The sequence below is a fragment of the Caulobacter hibisci genome (assembly GCF_016135805.1).
GTDB classification, from domain to species: Bacteria; Pseudomonadota; Alphaproteobacteria; order Caulobacterales; family Caulobacteraceae; genus Caulobacter; species Caulobacter hibisci.
In genome coordinates, this window is record NZ_JADWOX010000019.1 from 79,848 (window position 1) to 101,089 (window position 21,242).

18 protein-coding genes and 1 pseudogene are annotated in these 21,242 nt (G+C 69.4%); 9 read left to right on the forward strand and 10 right to left on the reverse strand.

Translation table 11 applies throughout. The annotated features are described in order from the left end of the window. Positions 1 to 16 precede the first annotated feature (16 nt). The 3 genes and pseudogenes from I4Q42_RS21265 to I4Q42_RS21275 form a co-directional block, all read right to left on the reverse strand. On the reverse strand, positions 17 to 199 hold the full coding sequence (locus tag I4Q42_RS21265; RefSeq protein WP_232793333.1) for a hypothetical protein: 183 nt from the start codon (positions 197 to 199) through the stop codon (positions 17 to 19). Then, positions 196 to 1,290 (reverse strand): annotated as a pseudogene (locus I4Q42_RS21270) (PepSY-associated TM helix domain-containing protein); the annotation flags it as partial. The pseudogene I4Q42_RS21270 and the gene I4Q42_RS21265, both read right to left, overlap by 4 nt. Positions 1,291 to 1,392: 102 nt before the next feature. Continuing rightward, on the reverse strand, positions 1,393 to 2,016 hold the full coding sequence (locus I4Q42_RS21275; RefSeq protein WP_198578098.1) for a hypothetical protein: 624 nt from the start codon (positions 2,014 to 2,016) through the stop codon (positions 1,393 to 1,395). 143 nt (positions 2,017 to 2,159) lie between these two features. Between I4Q42_RS21275 and I4Q42_RS21280 the strand changes: the two genes are divergently transcribed. Further along, complete coding sequence (locus tag I4Q42_RS21280; RefSeq protein ID WP_198578099.1) at positions 2,160 to 2,786, forward strand: ribonuclease HII; 627 nt, start codon at positions 2,160 to 2,162, stop codon at positions 2,784 to 2,786. Positions 2,787 to 2,855: 69 nt separating this feature from the next. Here I4Q42_RS21280 and I4Q42_RS21285 read toward each other — a convergent pair whose 3' ends face one another. Continuing rightward, complete coding sequence (locus I4Q42_RS21285) at positions 2,856 to 3,701, reverse strand: C40 family peptidase (RefSeq protein WP_232793338.1); 846 nt, start codon at positions 3,699 to 3,701, stop codon at positions 2,856 to 2,858. After that, positions 3,701 to 5,122, reverse strand: a complete 1,422-nt coding sequence (locus I4Q42_RS21290) for a leucyl aminopeptidase family protein (RefSeq protein WP_198578100.1) — start codon at positions 5,120 to 5,122, stop codon at positions 3,701 to 3,703. The genes I4Q42_RS21285 and I4Q42_RS21290 overlap by 1 nt, the downstream gene beginning before the upstream one ends. Positions 5,123 to 5,210: 88 nt before the next feature. Here I4Q42_RS21290 and I4Q42_RS21295 point away from each other — a divergent pair, with 88 nt between their 5' ends. After that, the gene (locus tag I4Q42_RS21295) at positions 5,211 to 6,041 is read left to right on the forward strand and encodes a tetratricopeptide repeat protein (protein ID WP_198578101.1); all 831 of its coding nucleotides are present in this window, start codon (positions 5,211 to 5,213) and stop codon (positions 6,039 to 6,041) included. Between the two features lie 234 nt (positions 6,042 to 6,275). Here I4Q42_RS21295 and katG read toward each other — a convergent pair whose 3' ends face one another. Both katG and I4Q42_RS26520 read right to left on the reverse strand, forming a co-directional pair. Further along, positions 6,276 to 8,453: a catalase/peroxidase HPI gene (gene katG / locus I4Q42_RS21300; protein ID WP_198578102.1), complete on the reverse strand. Its 2,178-nt coding sequence runs from the start codon at positions 8,451 to 8,453 to the stop codon at positions 6,276 to 6,278. 219 nt (positions 8,454 to 8,672) lie between these two features. After that, positions 8,673 to 10,241 (reverse strand): sensor histidine kinase, encoded by a 1,569-nt coding sequence (locus I4Q42_RS26520; RefSeq protein WP_198578103.1) that lies wholly within the window; start codon positions 10,239 to 10,241, stop codon positions 8,673 to 8,675. A 307-nt stretch (positions 10,242 to 10,548) separates the two neighbouring features. Between I4Q42_RS26520 and I4Q42_RS21310 the strand changes: the two genes are divergently transcribed. Then, the gene (locus I4Q42_RS21310) at positions 10,549 to 11,286 is read left to right on the forward strand and encodes a hypothetical protein (protein ID WP_198578104.1); all 738 of its coding nucleotides are present in this window, start codon (positions 10,549 to 10,551) and stop codon (positions 11,284 to 11,286) included. Positions 11,287 to 11,308: 22 nt separating this feature from the next. Here I4Q42_RS21310 and I4Q42_RS21315 read toward each other — a convergent pair whose 3' ends face one another. Further along, the gene (locus I4Q42_RS21315) at positions 11,309 to 11,980 is read right to left on the reverse strand and encodes a hypothetical protein (RefSeq protein WP_198578105.1); all 672 of its coding nucleotides are present in this window, start codon (positions 11,978 to 11,980) and stop codon (positions 11,309 to 11,311) included. A gap of 143 nt (positions 11,981 to 12,123) precedes the next feature. Here I4Q42_RS21315 and I4Q42_RS21320 point away from each other — a divergent pair, with 143 nt between their 5' ends. From I4Q42_RS21320 to I4Q42_RS21345, 6 genes are all read left to right on the forward strand, one after another. Further along, positions 12,124 to 12,852: a CPBP family intramembrane glutamic endopeptidase gene (locus tag I4Q42_RS21320; protein ID WP_198578106.1), complete on the forward strand. Its 729-nt coding sequence runs from the start codon at positions 12,124 to 12,126 to the stop codon at positions 12,850 to 12,852. 138 nt (positions 12,853 to 12,990) lie between these two features. Then, the gene (gene rpmH, locus I4Q42_RS21325) at positions 12,991 to 13,125 is read left to right on the forward strand and encodes a 50S ribosomal protein L34 (RefSeq protein WP_110118343.1); all 135 of its coding nucleotides are present in this window, start codon (positions 12,991 to 12,993) and stop codon (positions 13,123 to 13,125) included. A 112-nt stretch (positions 13,126 to 13,237) separates the two neighbouring features. Beyond that, positions 13,238 to 13,684 carry a ribonuclease P protein component gene (gene rnpA, locus I4Q42_RS21330; RefSeq protein WP_198578107.1) on the forward strand — a complete coding sequence of 149 codons (447 nt, stop codon included), beginning with the start codon at positions 13,238 to 13,240 and terminating at the stop codon, positions 13,682 to 13,684. 7 nt (positions 13,685 to 13,691) lie between these two features. Then, positions 13,692 to 15,539: a membrane protein insertase YidC gene (gene yidC, locus I4Q42_RS21335; protein ID WP_198578108.1), complete on the forward strand. Its 1,848-nt coding sequence runs from the start codon at positions 13,692 to 13,694 to the stop codon at positions 15,537 to 15,539. After that, positions 15,539 to 16,198 (forward strand): ribosome biogenesis GTP-binding protein YihA/YsxC, encoded by a 660-nt coding sequence (yihA, locus tag I4Q42_RS21340; RefSeq protein WP_198578109.1) that lies wholly within the window; start codon positions 15,539 to 15,541, stop codon positions 16,196 to 16,198. The genes yidC and yihA overlap by 1 nt, the downstream gene beginning before the upstream one ends. 333 nt (positions 16,199 to 16,531) lie before the next feature. Then, positions 16,532 to 18,874 carry a TonB-dependent receptor plug domain-containing protein gene (locus tag I4Q42_RS21345; protein WP_198578110.1) on the forward strand — a complete coding sequence of 781 codons (2,343 nt, stop codon included), beginning with the start codon at positions 16,532 to 16,534 and terminating at the stop codon, positions 18,872 to 18,874. 182 nt (positions 18,875 to 19,056) lie between these two features. On the opposite strand, the gene I4Q42_RS21350 is transcribed toward I4Q42_RS21345, so the two are convergent. Continuing rightward, complete coding sequence (locus I4Q42_RS21350; protein WP_198578111.1) at positions 19,057 to 19,860, reverse strand: response regulator transcription factor; 804 nt, start codon at positions 19,858 to 19,860, stop codon at positions 19,057 to 19,059. 129 nt (positions 19,861 to 19,989) lie between these two features. After that, positions 19,990 to 21,129, reverse strand: a complete 1,140-nt coding sequence (locus I4Q42_RS21355; protein ID WP_408611113.1) for a hypothetical protein — start codon at positions 21,127 to 21,129, stop codon at positions 19,990 to 19,992. Positions 21,130 to 21,242: the final 113 nt, after the last annotated feature.

Below are 21,242 nucleotides of genomic sequence, written 5' to 3' on the forward strand. Positions count from 1 at the left end.
GATTGTGCGGCCCCCGCTACCGCCTGCGCGCGACCAGCGCCCAGAGCGTCGCCGCCACCGCCGCGCCCAGGGCCGCGGCCCCGATCCCGTCCCAGGCGCCGTCGCCCAGCAGGGCGACGACCAGGCCGAACAGGCTGAGCACCGCGACCGCCAGCGGGATGCGGAACACCTGCCACAGCGAAAGGTGGGCGCGGCTCATGTCAGCGTCCCCCGCTTGACCAGCCACAGATAGATTCCCGAGCCCAGGATGACGATCGTGGCCAGGTCGAGCAGCGCCCACAGGATCTTCAGCGGCAGGCCGCCATAGTCGCCGAAGTGCAGCGGCTGCGACAGCGACAGGGCCGCCACGTACCATGGCGTCGGGGCCACGGCCGACAGGGCGCCGGTGCGGGCGTCGATCAGGGCCGGGGTGGTCAGGTGGGCGGTCAGCGGCGTGTCGCCGTGGAAGAAGACGGCGTAGTGGTGGTCGGTCGAATAGGCGCTGCCGGGGAAGGCCACGAACTGCAGCTGCTTGCCGGGCAGGGCCAGCCTGGCGCGCTCGACCGCCGCCTGCAACGAGCTGCGCTCTCCCATCGGCGCGGGCTTGTCATAGGCGGTGGTCAACTCCTTCAGCGCCGTGTCCTTCCAATAGGCCAGGATCGGCGTGGCCAGGGTGTTGACGACCCCGGTCAGGCCCACGACCAGCAGCCAGGCCGCCGTCACCGCGCCCAGCAGGTTGTGATAGTCGAGCCAGCGGGTGCGCGCGGCCTTGCTGGCCCGCACCGCGCCGAACGGCAGCCGGCGCATGAACGGCGCATAGAGCACCACGCCCGAGACCAGGGCGACGACCAGCAGCAGCCCCATCGCTCCCAGGAACAGCATGCCGGGCAGGCCCAGGAACATGTCGGTGTGCAGTTGCAGCAGGAACTCCATCACCGGATGGCCGGCGACGGAGGGGGCCGGATCGCCGCTGGTCTGGTCGATCGGCTGGAAGCCGTAGCCCGACTTGCCCGGGGTCACGGTGGTGACGTTCACCACCGGCCGGTCCTCGTCGAAGCTCATGAAGGCGGCGACCTCGCCCGGCTTGCGGGCCAGGGCCGTGGCCAGCACCTGGTCGAGCGACAGCCTGGGCCCGTCCGGATGGGCGGGCGTCCAGAGCTGGTGCATCGCCGCCTCCTCGATCTCGTGGGTGAAGACCAGCGGCAGGCCGGTGACGCACAGCATCAGCAGGAACAGGGTCGAGACCAGGCTCGACCACTTGTGCACCCACGACCAGGCCCGCAGCGTCGAGGCCTTCATCGGGCGAAGGACGGGCAGGCGGCAGGGGCGGGCACGGCGAGATCTCCAGCGCTGAGAACGAGTCGCGATAGAGAAAAAGCCGAGGCCTGACAATCAGATCATGGGCGGGTCGCTTCAGGAGCCCTTGGCCGGAGCTTTCTCGCGATACATCGCCAGCAGGCTGTCGGCGAATTCGGCCTGGGCGATGGCGTTGAAGTGAATGAACGCCTGGGACGCCGCCGAACGGTCGGCCAGATCGATCCCGGCGGCCTTGACCAGCGCGGCGATGACCTTGGGGTTGGGACAGGTCTGGCCCTGCAGCAGCGCTTCGGCATGCGGGCCATAGACCCGCGCGGCGTTGACGCGGAAGCACGCCCTGGCGGCCGGATCGGCTGCGGTCCATGCCGCGCGCAGGCTCTGGGCGGTGACGGCCAGGCCCTCGGCGACGATCTTCTGCAGGCTGACGTCGCGGATCATCGCCGAGGCGGCGGCGAACTGGATCCACAGGGTCGGCGCGCCGTCGCGGCCGATGCAGGCGGGGGCGGCGGCCTTGACCTCGGCGTCGTGGCGACCGAGCGCGGTGGTCGCCGCCGGCATGCCCTGACCGTAGGCGTCCCGCACCTCGGCGCGGGCGTCGGCGGGCAGGGCGCTCCACAGGCAGTCGCTGGCGGGACCCTGGACCGGGCCCGTGGCGTCCTGGGCCTGGGCGGCGCCGCAGGCCAGCAGGCTCGCGGCCGCGGCGATCATGATCGTGCGCATGTCGTTTCTTCCCCCAGGTTCCCGACGGCCAAGATAAGTCGCCTTGAGATTGCGTCCAGCAAAACACCGCCCCATGGCGAGATCGTGACAGGGCGTCCGCGACCCCGTTCCCTTCGCCGCCGAACCCGCCTAAACACCGGCCCATGCCGAGCGGTCCCGACATGATGCTGGAAGCCGCCTGCGGACCGGGACCGGTCTGCGGGGTGGACGAGGCCGGCCGCGGGCCGTGGGCCGGCCCGGTCAGCGCCGCCGCCGTGATCCTCGATCCGGCCCGCGTGCCCAAGGGCCTCAACGACTCCAAGAAGCTCACCGCCAAGGCCCGCGCGGCTCTGGAGGCCGAGATCAAGGAGATGGCGATCGCCTGGTGCGTGGGCATGGCCAGCGTCGAGGAGATCGGCGAGCTCAACATCCTGCACGCTGCGGGCCTGGCCATGAAGCGCGCCGTCGAGGGCCTGTCGGTGACGCCGGCCTTCGCCCTGGTCGACGGCAACTACCGCTTCAAGCTGCCGTGCGAGGTCAAGACCGTGGTCAAGGGCGACAGCCTGTCGTGCTCTATCGCGGCGGCCTCGATCCTGGCCAAGGAAGCCCGCGACCGGATCATGGTCGAGATGGACACGGTCTATCCCGGCTACGGCTTCGCCGGCCACAAGGGCTACCACGCCCCCATCCACCTCGAAGGCCTGCGCAAGCTCGGCCCCTCGCCGATCCACCGCCTGGGCTGGGCCCCGGTGAAGCTGGCCCTGGCGGGCGAGCTGGATCTGGGAGAGTAGGGCGTAGGAGGAGTAGGGACACGCCACCTCAACCTCAACCGATCCCCTCTCTCTAAGAGAGAGGGGTCTTTAAATCCGCCGCCACCCCGTCGGCAGCCCCACCCCCGCCGCGTCGATCCGCGCCACGGCTTCGGCCAGGGGCTCGACGGCCACGGCCATGTGGTGGGCGTTGGCGTGGACGATGGTGTCGGGGTCGAGGAGGATCGCCACGTGGCCCTTCCAGAACACCAGATCGCCGCGCCGGCGGTCGGCCTCGTCGATCGGCTGGAAGGCGTTGAACTGCATGTCGGTGTCGCGCGGGGCGGCCTTGCCGGCGGCGGCCAGAGCCTGCTGGACCAGGCCCGAGCAGTCCAGGCCCAGCGACTCCCGCCCGCCCCACTGATAGGGCGCGCCCAGGAACGACAGCGCCACGGCGGCCGGATCGACGGTCGTGGCCAGGCCGATCGGCGCGAGATGCGCCTCGACGAACCAGCCCGCCCCGGCGGCCTTGGCGAAGCGGCCGTCGCGGGCCTCCACCGTCACCAGGGCGCCCAGGGAATAGAGCCCCGTCGGCCGCGACTTGATGTCGGGCGCGCCGAAGGCGTAGGTCCGCAGCACCGCCACCTGGTGGGTGGCCAGCGCGCCCAGCGGGCCGAGATCGGCTTCGGCGACCCAGCCCACATAGCCGTCGCGCGCTGCTTGGCCCCAGGCGAAGCCGTCCTGCACGTCGAGCACGGCGAAGCGCTCGCCGAACAGCAGCTGGTTCCACTGCTCGGCGTCGGCGGCCGGGGCCTTGCGCAGGGCGGCGGCCGGCGAGATCACCTGCCGGGCCTTGGGGGCGTCGTAGCGCTCGGCGGCGACGATCCCTTCCAGGGCGAGGTCGGCGAGGTCGGGGCGGGCGAGGGTCAGGCGCGGGTCGGGCATCAGGTCGGGCATCATGCGAACCGGCTCTTCAGCATGGCGTAGAGGCCGCGAATGACCTGCGCCTCGGCGCCGCTGGGACGGCCGGGGGCGCCCTTGGGGTTCCAGGCGAAGATGTCGAAGTGGACCCACGATCCGGTGGTCGGGGCGAAGCGCTGCAGGAACAGGGCGGCGGTCACCGAGCCGGCCTGGGCCCAGCCGTCGGGATCGTTCTTCAGGTCGGCGACGTCGCTTTCCAGCGCCTCGCGATAGCCGTCCCACAGCGGCATGCGCCAGACGGGGTCGGCGGCGGCGCGGGCCCCGGCCTCGATCTGGCCGGCGAGGGCGTCGTCGGGGGTGTAGAACGGGATCACCTGCGGACCCAGGGCCACGCGCGCCGCGCCGGTCAGGGTGGCGAGATCGATGGTCAGCACCGGCGACAGCTCGGCCGCCCGGGTCAGGGCGTCGGCCAGGATCAGTCGGCCTTCGGCGTCGGTGTTGCCGACCTCCACCGTCAGGCCCGCGCGGGTGTCGAGCACGTCGCCCGGCCGCATGGCGTCGCCGGCGATGGCGTTCTCGACCACCGGCACCAGCACCGACAGCCGCACCTTCAGCCCGGCGGCCATGACCATGCGCGCCAGGGCCAGGGCGTGGGCGGCGCCGCCCATGTCCTTCTTCATCAGCCGCATGCCGGCCGAGGGCTTGATGTCCAGGCCCCCGGTGTCGAACACCACGCCCTTGCCGATCAGGGCCAGGCGCGGATGGGCCTCGTCGCCCCAGCTGATCTCCAGCATGCGTGGCGCACGCTCGAGCACGGCGGCGCGGCCCACGGCATGGACGGCGGGGTAGCCTTCGGTCAGCAGATCATCGCCCGTGACCACCGACAGCGTCCCGCCGAACTGCTCGGCGATCTCGCGGGCGATGGTCTCGATCTGGCGCGGGCCCATGGCGTTGGCCGGGCTGTTGACCATGTCGCGGGCCAGGGCGCAGGCGTGGGCGATCGCCTGCACCTCGGAAAGATCCACGCCCTCGGCCGCGACAAGGCGTCGCGCGCCCTCGGCCCCCCGGGCCTTGAAGCGGTCGAAGCGATAGGTGCCCAGGGCGAAGGCCAGGGCGATCTGGGCCGCGTCCAGCCCCTCGGGCGTGGCGTGCAGGCGATAGTCGCCGGCCGGCAGCTTGGCCGGCAGGGCGCGGAAGGCCATGGCGTCGGCCCGTCCGCCCTTCGCAACCCGTTGTCCCAGGCCGAACAGCACGCGGTCGAGAGCGCCTTCCGGGGTCGGGGCGACCACCACCTGGCCGGCCTTGCCCGAGAAGTCCGACAGCTTGGCGAAGCCGCGTACGAAGCTGGGCCGCGCCTCGAGGAACGCCGCCACCTCGTCTTCATAGAGGGCGTGCACCGGGATCACGGGGCCGTCGGCGGCGCCGCGCGAGGAGGCTGCGATCAGGGGTTCGGTCATGGGCCGGGCTTTCGCGGATTTATGCTTAACGATTCCTTGAGGGGGCCGGGCGATGCTCGCACCGACCTCTCCGGAGAACATGCCTTCCATGTGTCGCAAGCCCGCCCTGCTCGCAACCGTTCTCGCACCCGCTCTGCTGCTGGCCGCCGTTCCGGCCTTCGCCGGCGCCAAGGCCGACAAGGCCGCGACCCCGGCGACGACCGAGGCGAGCCCGGCCGCGCCCGCGCCCCGCAAGGCCAGCCCGGCCGAGCGCCTCGAGGCCCGCCGCCTGGATCCCCTGGCCCGCGCCGCCTTCTGGAACGCCGAGGTCGAGGCCGATCCGCGCGACGCCGAGGCGGGCACGGCCCTCTCCCAGGCCCTGCGCGCCCTGGGCCGCTACGACGAGGCGGCCGAGGCGTCCAGCCGCGTGCTGGTGGCCCATCCCAACGACCTCGAGGCCCTGCTGGAATCCGCCCGCGTGCAGCTGGCCCGCGGCGACGGCTTCTTCGCCATCGAGCCGGCCAGGATGGCCGCCGCCGCCGCGCCGAAGGACTGGCGTCCGCAGAGCCTGCTGGGCGTGGCCCTGGAGCAGTCCAAGCGCGACGACGAGGCCCTGGTCGCCCACCGCCAGGCCGTCGCCCTGGCTCCCAACGAAGCCGCCCCCAGCGCCAACCTGGCCATGTACCTGGCCGGCCATGGCGACCTGCCGGGCGCCGAGGTCCTGCTGCGCCGCGCCGCGACCCTGCCGTCCTCGACCATCCAGATCCGCCAGAACCTGGCCCTCGTCGTCGGTCTGCAAGGCCGCGTCGACGAGGCCGAGAAGCTGGCCCGCCAGGACCTGCCGCCGCAGGTGGTCGACAACAACCTGGCCTGGCTGCGCGCCGCGCTGGGTCGAGGGACGGGCACACGCACTTGGGACGCGGTCAAGGCCGGCGGCTAACCGAGTATTCAGTTCCTCATCCCGGGCGAAGGGCCGCGAAGCGGTCCGCAGACCCGGGACCCAGGGGCAGCCGCAACGCTATGGCCGCCGGCGGGCGCTTGATGCCGTCACTGAGCCCAGTCCCCTGGGTCCCGGCTCTCCGCTGCGCTGCGGCCAGGATGACGGCGGATTTGAGCGAATACAAAAGGGCGCCGCGCTTCGCAGCGGGCGCCCTTTCGCTTTTGAGGACCGCCGTCAGAGGTCGAGACGGTCGGCGTTCATAACCTTGGTCCAGGCCGCCACGAAGTCCGTGACGAACTTGTCCTGGGCGTCGGCGCTGCCATAGACCTCGGCATAGGCCCGAAGCTCGGCGTGGGAGCCGAAGATCAGGTCGACGCGCGTGGCTTCCCAGCGCGGCTGGCTGTCCTTGCGGCCGTGGCCGGCGAAGGCGTTGACCGCCGTCGGGCTCCAGGTCGTGCCCATGTCGAGCAGGTTGACGAAGAAGTCGTTGGTCAGGGCGCCCGGATGGTCGGTGAACACCCCGGCCTTCGAGCCGCCGCTGTTGGCGCCCAGCACCCGCAGCCCGCCGACCAGCACCGTCAGCTCCGGACCCGACAGCCGCAGCAGCTGGGCCCGGTCGACCAGCGCCTCTTCCGGGGCCATGAACTGCTCGCCGGCCTTGCGATAGTTGCGGAAGCCGTCCGACAGCGGCTCCAGCGGGGCGAAGGAGTCGGCGTCGGTCTGCTCGGCCGAGGCGTCGGCCCGGCCCGGCTTGAAGGGCACGACCACGCGGCTGCCGCCGGCCTTGGCGCCTTCCTCGACCCCCGCCGCGCCGGCCAGCACGATCAGGTCGGCCAGCGAGATCTTCTTCCCACCTTCGGCCGCGCCGTCGAACTGCGCCTTGATGCCTTCCAGCACGCCCAGCACCTTGGCCAGGGTCGGCGGGTCATTGACCTCCCAGTCCTTCTGCGGCGCCAGGCGGATGCGGGCGCCGTTGGCCCCGCCGCGCTTGTCCGAGCCCCGCCAGGTCGAGGCCGAGGCCCAGGCGGTGGAGACCAGCTCCCCCACCGACAGGCCCGAGGCCAGGATCTGGCGTTTCAGCTCGGCGATGTCGGCGCCGTCGACCAGCGGGTGGTCCACCGCCGGGATCGGGTCCTGCCAGATCAGGGTCTCTTCGGGCACCAGCGGGCCGAGATAGCGGCCCTTGGGGCCCATGTCGCGGTGGGTCAGCTTGAACCAGGCCCGGGCGAAGGCGTCGGCGAACTGGTCGGGGTTATCGAGGAACCGGCGCGAGATCTTCTCGTATTCGGGATCGAACCGCAGGGCCAGGTCCGTGGTCAGCATCCGCGGCACGTGGGTCTTGGACCCGTCATAGGCGTCGGGGATGTCGGCCGGGGCGTCCTTGGCCCGCCACTGCTTGGCGCCGGCCGGGCTTTCGTGCAGCTCCCACTCGAACTTGAAGAGGTTCTCGAAGAACAGGTTGCTCCACTTCGTGGGGGTCTGGGTCCAGATCACTTCGGGGCCGCCGGTGATGGCGTCGGCGCCGATGCCGGTGCCGTGCTTGCTGCGCCAGCCCAGGCCCTGGTCCTCGATCTCGCCGCCCTCGGGCTCGACCCCGACGAAGGACGGATCGCCCGCCCCGTGGGTCTTGCCGAAGCTGTGGCCGCCGGCGATCAGGGCGACGGTCTCCTCGTCGTTCATCGCCATGCGGGCGAAGGTGGCGCGGATGTCGTGCGCGGCCGCCTTTGGATCGGGATTGCCGTTGGGGCCTTCGGGATTGACGTAGATCAGCCCCATCTGCACCGCGCCCAGGGCCGAGTGCAGCTGGCGCTCGCCGCTGTAGCGCTCGTCGCCCAGCCACGAGCCCTCGGGACCCCAGAACAGCTCCTCGGGCTCCCACTGGTCGGCGCGGCCGCCGCCGAAGCCGAAGGTCTTGAAGCCCATCGACTCCAGCGCGACGTTGCCGACCAGCACATAGAGGTCGGCCCACGACAGGCTGGCGCCGTACTTCTGCTTGATCGGCCACAGCAGGCGCCGGGCCTTGTCGAGATTGGCGTTGTCGGGCCAGCTGTTGAGCGGCGCGAACCGCTGCTGGCCGCCGCCGGCCCCGCCACGGCCGTCGGTGACGCGATAGGTGCCGGCGCTATGCCAGGCCAGGCGGATGAACAGGCCGCCGTAGTGGCCGAAGTCGGCCGGCCACCAGTCCTGGCTGTCGGTCATCAGCGCGTGCAGGTCGGCGACGACGGCGTTGAGGTCGAGGTGGTTGAAGGCCTCGGCGTAGTTGAAGCTGTCCCCCAGGGGATTGGAACGCGGCGAATGCTGGTTCAGGCCCTCCAGCCGAAGGCTCTGGGGCCACCAGTCGCGGTTGGCGTGGCCTCGGCCGTGTCCGACGGGGCATTGGCCCTTCGCGCCGGTGTCGACATTCCCATCCATCGTCGTCTTCCTCCCTGGCTTGTGTCCGCCTGCTTGTCCCCCGACCCGCCTAGTCAACGCGCATCCGACGATAGGTAAAATTGATTGTTCCTATCATCGCGATAGACGTCGCCAACCGGCGCAAGGTCGAGTTCGGGAAGTTATTGCGAATAGATCGCAAGTGCATTTGATCGCGCGGGCGGGATTACGCCGGGGGCGGAGGGAAATGCTGTGGCGGATCTAGCCCGCCTCGGCCTCGCGGCGCGCGCGAACAGCCTCCACGCCCACGCTCACCTCGACGACGAAGCGGCTGCCCAGGCCCGGCGTGCTGACGACGTCGATCTCGCCGCCCATGGTCTCGAGGATCTGGCGGGTGATGCTGAGGCCCAGGCCCGTGCCGCCGGCGTGGCGCGAGGTCTCGCCGACCTGCTCGAACGGCCTGAACACGGCGTCCAGCTGGTCCGGCGCGATGCCGACGCCGGTGTCCTCGACCGCGAACCGCAGGCGCGCGGTCTCGCCGACCGGGGCGTCCACCAGCGTGACGGCCAGCGACACCGCGCCCCTGTCGGTGAACTTCACGGCGTTGCCCAGCAGGTTGATCAGCACCTGACGCAGGCGCTTGGGGTCGGCGACGATAGTGCGGGGGGCCTCGGCCGACAGCTCGACGGCGAAGGCCAGGCCCTTCTCCTCGGCTCGCAGGCGGAACATCTGGTCCAGCTCGGCCAGGCAGGCGGCCAGGTCGAAGGGCGTCGGCTGCAGGTCCAGCCGCCCGGCCTCGATCTTGGCGATGTCGAGGATGTCGGTGATCACCGACAGCAGGTGCTCGCCGCTGGAGCGGATGGCGTCTACGGCCGTGCGCTGCTTGGCGTCCAGGCCCGTGCGGCTGAGCCAGTAGCTGTAGCCGATCACCCCGTTCAGCGGCGTGCGCAGCTCGTGGCTCATGTGGCTGAGGAACTGCGACTTGGCGGCGTTGGCGGCCTCGGCGGCGGCGCGGGCCTCCGACAGCACCCGGGCCTCCTCGGCCTGCCGCCGCTGGCGGTCCTCGAACTCGCGGCGCATGCCCAGCAGGCGCGTCACCAGAAAGACGCCGGTCAGCACCAGCCAGGCCCCCAGGATGATCAGGTAGTACTGCTCGTTGGACAGGTAGGTCCCCTCGAAGGCGATCGAGGAGACCGAGACCGTCATCGGGCCGGGCGTGGCGTCGGCGGTGGCGATCTGCACCGCGCGCACGTCGTCGAAGGCGGGGACGACGTCCTGGGCCGACAGGCCGTGGCTGGCTACCCACCACTGCTCGGGCGCCAGCTGGGCCATGGGCAGCTGAATGAGGTTGTCGCCCTTGTGGACGGGGAACTCCACGGCCAGCGGCATGTCCTGGTCGCCCGTTCGCATGCCGATGGCGGCCGGCGGGGCGGTCTTGACCAGCAGCTTCAGCCGCTCGCCCGCGCCCTGGTAGGTCAGGCGCAGGGTCAGGGTCTGGTAGTGCGAGAAGTCCAGGCCCCGCTTCCCCTGGCCGGCGGTCATCTGCAAGCCGTAGCCGCAATAGGGATAGGCCACGCCCGGGCGGATCTCGCACGACCACGACAGCGGCCCGTTCGGGTCGGCGGCGACGCTGGAGCGGCCGCCGCTCTGGGCGTCCGAGAAGGCGTAGCTGATCAGCTGGCCCGACTGCGGTGTCAGGGTCAGGGCCTGGCGGGTGAGGGCGCTCTTGCCCAGCATGGCGGCGAAGGTCACCGCGATCAGCAGGAAGATCGCCGCCTCGACCTTGAGGTTCCGATAGCGCAGCCAGCCGCCCAGGGTCGCATTCGACACGCTAAGACGATCGGGACGCTGAGGCACTGCGCGCTCCTGCGGGGCCTGACGGGGCCGTTGAAGAAAAGGGGCGGAAAAGGGAACGGGCGGACCTTAGCGTGGCCATGTTTTCCCGCCGCTTAACGAGGCGGCGGAATTCTTCGATTTGTCGCGGTGCACGCGCGCCGCCGTGTTTCGCGGAACATTCACGCGAATGACCGGTCACGGGTATTGCGCCGCCGGTTTCAACCGTCGATGGTTGGCGCCAAGGCGGCGCTTGCGCGTGCGCGGCCGGCGTTTTTCCACGCCTTTCAGCACGAGGAAGCCCATGGTCCTTCGCCACCGGTTGGTCGTCGCCGCCACCCTCTCCGCCCTGGTCGTGGCCGGTCCGGCCGCCGCCCAGATCCCGGCCAACCTGCGCGACCTGGTCGGGGCCCGGGCGGCCGGCGGCGAAAGCGAGCTGCAGCGGCGCGGCTATGAGTTCGACCACGTGGACGAGGGCGGCTCGGCCAAGTTCGGCTACTGGCGGCGCGGCGACGACTGCGTGCAGGTCACCACCCGGGACGGCCGCTACCTGACCATCGTCGAGGCCCGCAACCTGTGCCGCAAGAAGGGCGGGGACTCGAAGGCCGCCGCGGTTGTCGCCGGCGTCGCCATCATCGGCCTCGCCGCCGCCCTGGCCGCCCACAAGGCCAAGCACGGCGACTCTGACCGCGACCACGACGACGAGTACGAGCGCGGCTACCAGGCGGCCCTCTACGGCTCCGACTACGACGACCGCCACGAGACCGAGGGCTATCACGAGGGCTTCCTGGCCGGGCAGTCCGAGCGCGACAACCGCCGCTACGCCAACACCCGCTATGTCCGCCAGGCGCCGCGCGCGGCCCAGGACGCCTGCTCGCGCCGGGCCGACGAGTTCCAGAACCGGCCCTACGGCAGCAGCGTGCCGATCAGCGTCCGCGACCTGGGCCGCGGCGACTGGGAGCTGACCATGGCCACCGGCTCCTACCGCTCGCGCTGCACGGCCTCGTCGGAGGGACGGGTCCGCTCGATCGAGCCTTACTGAGGCCCGAGGCCGAGGCTGGCGTTCAGGCCAAGGCCAGCGGAATCAAGATCAGCAGCATGTAGAGCAGGGCGCGGGCCAGGGCCGCCACGGCGGTCACGGCCGCGCGGGCCGGCGGGATCGACAGATGCCGCGACAGCCAGCGGGTCTGGGCCACGATCAGCCAGACGGTCGAAGCCAGGATCACCGCCGCGCCGCCGGCGACCAGGGCCGGGGTCCCGCGCTGCATGGCCATCAGGCCCAGCGAGACGCACAGCGCCACCGGCGAGGCCAGGTAGCACTGGGCGTAGAACGGGCGCCGCAGGGTTCGGCGCGAAATCGTCACGCCCTGCTTGCGCAGCCGGGTCAGGGTCACGACCAGCGGCATGAGGCCAAACAGCAGGCAGCGGAACATCAGCAGGTTCTGCTGGGAATCGTAGAGCGCCTTGGCCAGCGGCGGGGCGTTGACCGGCTGGGGAACGTGAACCGCCCAGCCGATGGCGTTGGCGATCACCAGGGTGATGATCAGCAGCACCGGCGGGCTCAGGGCGTCGTCGTAGCGCAGGTCCTCGGGCTGGCCTTCCTCGCGGTCGGAATAGGCCATGGCCGTCATCGGCCGGTTGACGATCCGCAGCATGGTGCGCGGGTAGAAGTAGAGCCAGGTCATGGCTTCGAAGAGCAGTTCCTCGAAGCTTCTCAGGATCTTCAGCAGGTCCACGAACCAGGCTCCCGTTACGCCGATCGGTCGGTGATAGCAGCAGCGGGCCGCAATTTCTGCCCGTCCATCGGAAGGCGAGGGGCGAGCGCTATACAGCCGTGGCGAAGCGTCGCCATAGTCGCCCGCGCAGTGGAGCTTCGATCATGGCAGGGCCAGCCCCGCGAGACTTTCCATACATCCGCGCCACGCCCGAAGGCCTGTCGACCGGGCGGTGGGCCATGGTGCTGGGAAGCTGCGTCGCCGGTTTCGCGGCGCTGATGCTGCTGGCTCGCGCGCACGGCGGTCCGATGGCGCTGGTCGGGCCGGTGCTGTTCGTCGTCATGCCGCTGCTGGCGCTGAGGGCGGCCGCGGGACGCGGATGGACGGCGCTGTTCCCGCGCCCGACGCTGGCCGACGTGCTGGCCGGCCTGCTGGCCGTTCCCCTCGCCCTGCTGCTGTCGGGCGCGGTCGCCCTGGTCTTCACCACGGCCGGCACGGTCGCCGTCAATCCGGTCGCGGGCCTGCTCGTGCGGCTGGACGGCTGGGAGCGCGTGCTCTTCATCGCCGGCACGGCGCCGCAGTTGCTGGGTGAGGAGCTGATCACCATCCTGCCGTTCCTGGCCCTGCTGGCCCTGTTCCATCGCCGGTTCGGCCTCGCGCTGCGCCCGTCTGTCGTGGCCGCCTGGATCCTGTCGGCCGCCGTCTTCGGCTTGCTGCACCTGTCGACCTACTGCTGGAACCTGGCCCAAGTGCTGCTGGTCATCGCCGTCTCGCGGCTGGCGCTGACGATTCCCTATCTGTTGACCCGAAGTGTCTGGTCCTCGTTCATCGCCCACATCACGCTGGACTGGTCGATCTTCGCCCTGGTGCTGCTGGGCGCGGCGAGAGGGTAGGGACCCAACCCCTTGCGCGGACTCAGCTTCCGCCGCTTTGCGCGGTTGACATCGACGGTCCCGTCGCTTATCCACCGCCCCTCACTCGCGGGACCGCAAGGTTTTCGCGCCCACGTTATTGTAATTCGGAGCCACGTCGTGAAGCGGACATTCCAGCCGTCGAAGCTCGTGCGAGCCCGCCGTCACGGCTACCGCACGCGTATGGCCACCAAGAACGGCCAAAAGATCGTCGCGCGTCGTCGCGCCAAGGGCCGTAAGCGCCTGACGGCCTAAGAGCGGGTCTCCCGCTCTTCTTTCCTGCTTCGGCGGGATCGTACGACATGACAAAAGCCGCCCCTTCCCAGAACCAGGCCTCAAGCCTGCGCCGGAAAGGGCGGCTTTTTTCATGACCGAATCCCAGGTGACCGCCGCCAAGGGTCCGAAGATCGAGCGCATCAAGGTGCGCGCCGACTTCCTGAAGGCCGCCAAGGCCCCCTCGCTGTCGCGCGGCGCCGTCTTCATGCAGCTGCGCCCGCGAGGCGACGACGACGCCCTGATCCGGGTCGGCTTCACCGCCTCCAAGAAGGTCGGCGGCTCGGTGGAGCGCAATCGCGCGAAAAGACGCCTGCGCGAGGCCGCGCGGCTGCTTCTCCCCCTTCATGGACGGCCCGGTTGCGACTATGTGTTCATCGCCCGCGGCGGTACGCGCTCGCGGCCCTGGGGGCGTTTGCTTGACGATGTAAAAGCCGCGCTGATAAGCCTCGCGGCCGATATAGACCGCGGGGGGAAACGTCCCGCGCCCGCCTCACCCAATTCGAACGCGCCTGCGTCCGAACCCTCCGATCCCGGTTAAGTCATCCATGCAGAACGACAACAAGAACACGCTGGTCTTCATCGTCAGCGCGTTCGCGATCCTGATCGGCTACCAGTTCTTCGTCCTGGGCCCGAACCAGAAGAAGCAGGAACAGGCCGCTCGCCAGAAGAAGGCCGCCGAGGCCCAGGTCGCCGCCGCCAACCCCGGCATGACCATTGGTCCGGACGGCAAGCCGGCGCCGATCAAGCTGTCGCGCGAGGCCGCCAAGGCCGCCAGCCCGCGGATCGCCGTCGACACCCCGGCCCTGGCCGGCTCGATCGCCCTGAAGGGCGCGCGGATCGACGACCTGTGGCTCAAGCGCTACGGCCAGACCACCAAGAAGAACGCCCCGCCCGTCGAGCTGCTGCGCCCGACCGGCGCCGAGAACGCCTTCTTCGCCGAATTCGGCTGGGCCGGCGCCAACCTGCCGGGCCTGCCCAACGCCAACACCGTCTGGACCGCCCCGGCCGGCGCGACCCTGCGCCCCGGCTCGCCGGTGGTGCTGACCTATGACAACGGCGCGGGCCTGATCTTCACCCGCACCCTGTCGGTCGACGCCGACGCGATGTTCACCATCGCCGACGCCGTCAAGAACCAGGGCGGCCAGACCCTGTCGCTGGCCCCCTACGCCTCGGTGCAGCGCTGGGGCATTCCGGCCGACCTGGGCAAGAACCACATCGTCCACGAGGGCGGCGTCGGCATCCTGGGCGACAAGGACCTGGAGCTGAAGCAGGCCAAGTACCAGAAGTGGAAGAAGGACAAGCCGATCCAGACCTTCAGCTCGAAGGGCGGCTGGACCGGCATCACCGACAAGTACTGGCTGGCGGCCCTGATCCCGAGCCAGGACGAGACCATCACCGCGCAATACAAGGTCACCCCGGTCGGCGGCGTCGACGTCTACGAGGCCAACTACCTGGCCGCGCCGCGCAACCTGGCCCCGGGCCAGACCCTGACCGAGACCACCCGCCTGTTCGCCGGCGCCAAGACCGTGCCGCTGCTGCGCAACTACGAATACAACGGCAACCCGCCCAGCGGCTGGGCCTTCTGGGACCGCCGCAAGGCCGACATCCCGCGCTTCGACGACGCCGTGGACTGGGGCATGTTCGCCCTGATCACCCGTCCGATCTTCAACGTGCTGGAGATCTTCTACAAGCTGGTCGGCAACTTCGGCATCGCCATCATGCTGCTGACCGTGACCCTGAAGCTCCTGCTCTATCCGCTGGCGGACAAGAGCTACGAGTCCATGGCCAAGATGAAGAAGATCGCCCCCGAGGTCGAGAAGCTGAAGGCCAAGAACAAGGAAGACCCTGCCAAGCTGCAGCAGGAAACCATGGCCCTGTACGCCAAGGAGAAGATCAACCCGTTCATGGGCTGCGTGCCGATGCTGATCCAGATCCCGGTGTTCTACTCGCTGTACAAGGTGCTGACGGTCACCATCGAGATGCGGCACGCGCCGTTCTTCGGCTGGATCCAGGACCTGTCGGCGCCGGATCCGACCACGATCTTCAACCTGTTCGGCCTGATCCCGTGGGATCCGGGCATGCTGCCCTTCGTCGGCGCGATGATCGCTCACCTGGGCGTCTGGCCGCTGCTCTACGGCTTCACCATGTGGCTGACCACGGCGATGAACCCGCCGGCCGGCGATCCGATGCAGCAGAAGATCTTCCAGCTGTTCCCGATCATCTTCACCTTCACCCTGTCGGGCTTCGCCGTGGGCCTGGTGATCTACTGGTGCTGGTCGAACGTCCTGACCATCATCCAGCAGTACATCATCATGCGCCGCTACAAGGTCGAGAACCCGATCGACAAGATCATCGCCCGCCTCAGCGGCAAGAAGACCGCGACGGCGACCTGATGACCGATCCCATCGACCCTATCGATCCGATCTTCAGCGAGGACGAGATCGAGGCGGCGCGCGTCCTGTTCGCCCAGCCGGTCTCGTTCATGATGGGGGCCGTCCGCATGGACGGCCTGCCGCCCTCCGACCTGCCGGAAGTGGCCTTCGCCGGCCGCTCCAACGTCGGCAAGTCGAGCCTGATCAACGGTCTGGTCGGTCAGAAGTACCTGGCCCGCGCCTCCAACGAGCCGGGCCGCACGCGGGAGATCAACTTCTTCCTGCTGGCCGAGAAGCTGCGCCTGGTCGACCTGCCCGGTTACGGCTTCGCCCGGGTCTCGCGCACGACGGCCAGCAAGTTCCAGGACCTGGGCCGCCAGTTCCTGCGCGGCCGGCCCAACCTCAAGCGCGTCTACCTGCTGATCGACGCCCGGCACGGCCTGAAGAAGGTCGACGCCGAGGCGCTCGACGCCCTCGACATCTCGGCGGTCTCCTACCAGATCGTCCTGACCAAGGCCGACAAGATCAAGCCGGCCGAGGTCGAGAAGGTCGTCGAGGAAACCAGCAAGGCCATCGCCAAGCGCCCCGCCGCCTTCCCGCGCGTGCTGGCTACCTCGTCCGAAAAGGGCCTGGGCCTGCCCGAACTGCGGGCGGAGATCCAGCGGACGTGTCTGGGCTAGCGTCCTTCTCCCCTTGCGGGAGAAGGTGTCGCCGAAAGGCGACGGATGAGGGGTCTCTCAAAAATCAGACGCCGCGACAGCTGATCGGCTGCCGCGGCGTTTCTGTTGGTGCGACCCCTCACCCGACCCCACTTCGTGCGGCCACCCTCTCCCGCAAGGGGAGAGGGATTATATGTTCCGAGCACGGATCATCCGCGCTCCTACATAAATCCGCAATAAAACTGTCGCCGAAACTTCTCTGGTCCCGGAGTTGTGGCGAAACTATGCCCAGCCCCGACAAAAACACGCGCGTCACCCGGTGTCATGCCCGGCCGCGACGTGGGGGATGTTTCGATGAAGAAGACCGCTCTGCTGGCGCTGTGCGCCCTCGCGCCCCTGGCCATGGCTGCTTCGGCGGCCGCCGCCGATCTCGCCGACGCCCCGATCGCCACCGCCGAAGAGCCGGTCACGGCCTCGGAAGTCGTCGTCCAGGCCCACATCGCCTACCGCAACCGCAGCGAGGAGACCGCGCCGGTCCTCCAGTACGACCTCGACTACTTCCAGCGCTTCGAGCCCCTGACCGCCGGCGACGCCCTCAAGCGCGTGCCCTCGGTGGCCTTCCTGTCGGACGTGCTGGAATCGGACGGCGTGCGCCTGCGCGGCCTCGATCCGGCCTACACCCAGATCCTGATCAACGGCGAGAAGGTGCCCGGCGCGGGCTCGGGCTCGGGCGCTTTCGGCGCCGGCGCCGACGGCGCGTTCTTCGTCGACCGCATCCCGGCCGAACTGATCGAGCGCATCGAGATCGTCCGCAGCGCCAGCGCCAACCGCAGCGGCGACGCGGTGGCCGGCGCCATCAACATCGTGCTGCGCGACGCCTACGCCCTGGACGGCGGCTTCATCCGCGCCGGCGCCCTGCGCTTCGACGACAGCAAGGTCCGCGGTACGCTGGGCGGCGTCTGGGGCGGCCAGGTTGGCCCCGGCCGCCTGCTGGTCGGCGCCAACGTCCAGGGCCGCCGCAATCCCAAGCAGAAGCTGTCGCTGCGCTACGACGAGCCGAACGGCGAGCTCGACAACAGCGAAGTCCAGACCGACACCCGCAACGGCACCGACTATTCGTTCAACGCCAGCTACCAGGTCCCCGTGGCCGGCGGCGACCTGGACCTGTCGGGCTTCTTCGTCCGCACCGACCGCTACCAGGACGAGGACTCTATCGAGTACGCCGAGGACATCCGCAACGCCGCCAACCTGCAGACGATCAACGACAACGACGTCAAGATCGACCAGGACAGCTGGTCGCTGGCGGGCAAGTACAAGCACGACATGTGGGGCGGCCGCACCACGGTGAAGCTGGGCTACGCCGGCTTCAAGGGCAAGGAAGCCGAATTCGAGGACGAGACCGAGTACCTGCGCGACGCCGCCCCGTATCCGGACGGCGACCGCATCACCCGCGACAAGTCCCGCTCGGAGATCGACGACACCGAGATCTCGGCCAAGCTGGCGCACGAGCGCGACCTGGGCGCGGCCAAGCTCGAGTTCGGCGTCCAGTACGAGAAGAAGGAGCGCGACGCGCTGCTGACCGAGGTCGATCGCAACCGCTACAGCCTGCCCAACGCCAGCCCGCCCGCCTTTAGCGCCTACAAGGTGATCGACGGCGGCGATACCGGCTTCGAGCAGACCCGTATCGACCCCTACGTGATGCTGTCGGGCAAGTCGGGCGCCCTGAAGTGGGAAGCCGGCCTGCGCTACGAGACCACCGACGTCAGCATCGAGGCCCGCAAGGAAGGCGAGACCTACGACAACGACTACGCCGTCCTGCTGCCCTCGGCCTCGCTGCGCTACAACCTTACCGACGACGACCAGGTTTACGGCGCGCTCTCGCGCACGGTCCGCCGCGCCGGCTTCGAGTATCTGTCGCCGGCCAAGCTGGAAGGCGAGATGGGCGACAACGACTTCCAGGGCGACCCGAACCTGAAGCCGGAAAAGGCCTGGGGCCTCGACGTGGGCTACGAGCGCCGCCTGGGCCGTTCGGGTGTGGCGGGCGTCAACGTCTTCTACCGCAAGATCTCGGACCTGATCGAACTCTACAACACCGGCGCCTATTCGCAGGCCGCGCAGGACGCCTATGAGGAGGCCATCGACGACGGCGTCACCCCGGCCGAGGCGGCCGAGGAGCTGACTTCGTTCCTGCTGGGCGCCCGCAACACCGGCGACGGCGAGGTCTGGGGGATCGAGTTCGACCTCTCGACGCCGCTGACCGTCATCGGCCTGGAAAACACCGGCGTGTTCCTGAACTACTCCTGGCTCGACAGCAGCGTCGACGACGAGTTCGGCTCGCGCAAGTTCAACAGCCAGTCGGACTACGTGCTCAACGTCGGCTTCATCCAGGACCTGCCGACCTGGGGCGCTTCGTTCGGCGTCACCTATCGCAAGCAGGGCGCGGCCTACAGCCGCGTGATCGGCGAGGAGGTGACCACCACCTACGGCGGCGACCTGGAGGCCTTCGTCGAGAAGCGCATCGGCAAGAATCTGACCATCCGCCTGACCGGTTCGAACCTGCTGGACGGCGAAAAGAAGGAAGCCTTCAACAAGTTCAACACCATCGGCGACCAGGTCGACCGCGACTTCGACGAATACGAACTCGAGCGCGAGCAGGCCGGCCCGGTGTTCCAGCTGATCGCCCGCATGGCGTTCTGATCAGGACCCTGATCCCTCTCCCCTTGCGGGAGAGGGTGGCCTGCGAAGCAGGTCGGGTGAGGGGTCGCCCATACGACAAACGCCGCGACAGCCGTTCAGCTGTCGCGGCGTTTTGCTTTTGAGAGACCCCTCATCCGTCGGCTTACGCCGACACCTTCTCCCGCAAGGGGAGAAGGGGAATTTTAAGCCGCCCGGCCGTTGCTGTCGTCGGTCATGAAGCCCATCAGCGTGTCGATGCGCTTGACAAGTTCGGCGCGCGACAGGGTTCCCGTCAGCTCGACCTGCATGCTGCTGGCCAGGGCCGCGGCGGCCTCGATCAGGCGCGGTTCCTTCACCGCTTCGCCGACGGCGCGCAGCTCGGCCGCCTGGGCGGCCAGGGCGCGGCGGGCCTGGGCCGGATCGCTGTCGAGCGCCTGGGCGGCCGACTTGACGATGCGCAGGGCCTGGGAGAGACGGGCGGCGGGCGTGCCGGCCGCGTCGGCCTTGCGCTTGCGCGGGCCCTTGTATTCGGCCGAGTTGAAGCGGCGGCGGTCGGGGCCGACATACTGGACGGCCTCCACCCAGTCGCGCGGCTTCAGGGTCACGGCCTCGAGGCGGCGTTCCAGATCCTTGATCGTGAACGGCTTGCGCATGAATTCGTGGATGCCGGCGTCGCGGGCCCCGAAGATGGCTTCGGCGGTGGCTTCGGCCGTGCACATGATGATCGGGTTCTGGCGGCAGGCCAGGTCGCTGCGGCGGATCTTGCGGGCCAGGGCCTGGCCGTCGAGGCCGGCGCTGGCGTGCTCGACGAAGATCATCTGCGGGTCGACCGTGCGCACCATGCCCCAGCCCTGCTCGATGGTCGGGGCCGCGAACACCTGCACATTGCCCACGTGCCGCAGCTGGTCGCCCAGCAGGCGGGTGGCGGCCGTACTCGGATCGACGACCAGCACGCGCTGCATTTTCGCGGCGATGCGCTGCAGGATGCGGGGGTTGTCGTCGAACACGGCGGACGGGCTCCTTGGTGCGCCAGGAAGATCGGATGCCGACTCTTAAGGGACGAGGGTAAAAATCCGCTTGACGATAAAGGTTCGCCCCTGCGTCAGATCGTCAACCCTGGATGGAGGCGCTCGCGCCTAGATCGAGAGGCTGGCCGAAAGGCCGGAGTCGAAGTCCTGCAGGATGTCGACCGCCTCTTCCACGTCGACGATGGCCGGCTGGCCGTCGGGGAAGCGATAGCGCCAGAAGCTGGCGATGTGGGCGATGACGCCGACCTTCTCGCCCAGGGACAGGAACATCTCCGGGGCGCGCAGCAGGAATTCGCGGAAGGCCTGCGGCTTGCCGTTGTCGATCAGGTCCTCGAAGGCGTCGTCATAGACCTTGATGGTGCGCAGGATCGAGGCGCGCTCGACCATCACCCCGTGCTGCAGGCGCTTGCGGGCGTCGTCGACATAGCGGGCGACGCCGGGCTCCTTGTTGCCGGTGATGACCATCTGGCCGATCTCGCTGGCCGTGGCGGTCAGCTGCGGCCACAGGCGAGTCAGGGTCCATTTGTAGTAGAGGAAGCCCTTCCAGCTGAAGACGCCTTCCTTGAAGCTCTCGCCTTCCAGCACCAGGGTCTGGCGCAGGGGCTCCAGCCGCTCGTCGACGTCGGTCGACAGCAGGGCCTCGACCAGGCGGGCGGCGGCCGCGCCGTTGACCCGGCCCTTGTCGCGGTAGGCCAGGTCGATCAGCCGCGAGATTTCGACGGTGACGAAACCCTGCATCTGCTCCAGGTCGCCGGGCGACAAGGCGAAGTAGCAGGGGGCCACGATCATGCCGTGGCGGCGCAGGTGCTCGCGCAGCAGGAACGGGTCCAGCGACGGCAGCATGTCGATCATGCGCAGCGTCGCAAGGTCGCGCGTCATGTCGGACGGGTCGTTGCAGGCCTCGCGCAGCAGGTCGATCCAGCCGCGCTGGCCGATGAAGAACGACTGGCCGCCCAGCGACAGGTCGCTGCGCTCGAACGGGATGATGATCTTGGTCGCGGTGGGGCGCGCCTCGTCGAACAGGAACAGGTCGTCGGCCCGCAGGCGGTGCTTGACGATCAGGGCGTTGTTCAGCGTGCGGTTGCGAAACAGCGGGTACTGCGAATATTCCGGCCGCTGGTGGCTGTCGGCGGCGATGGCCAGCAGGTTGAGGACGCGGCTCGTCGAGGCCGTGCGCTCCAGGGCGCGCAGGCTGCGCGTCAGGCGATCCGGCTTGCGGACCGGTGAGAGCTTTCGGCGCGCGGACAAGTTCAGGCGACCCCCTTGGTGATCCGGCGTTTGTACGACGCCCGACCTAAGCAATCGCTAACCGTCACCATAGGTAGTCCCCGGAATGGGGATTAGCGGGAGGCGGGAGTTCT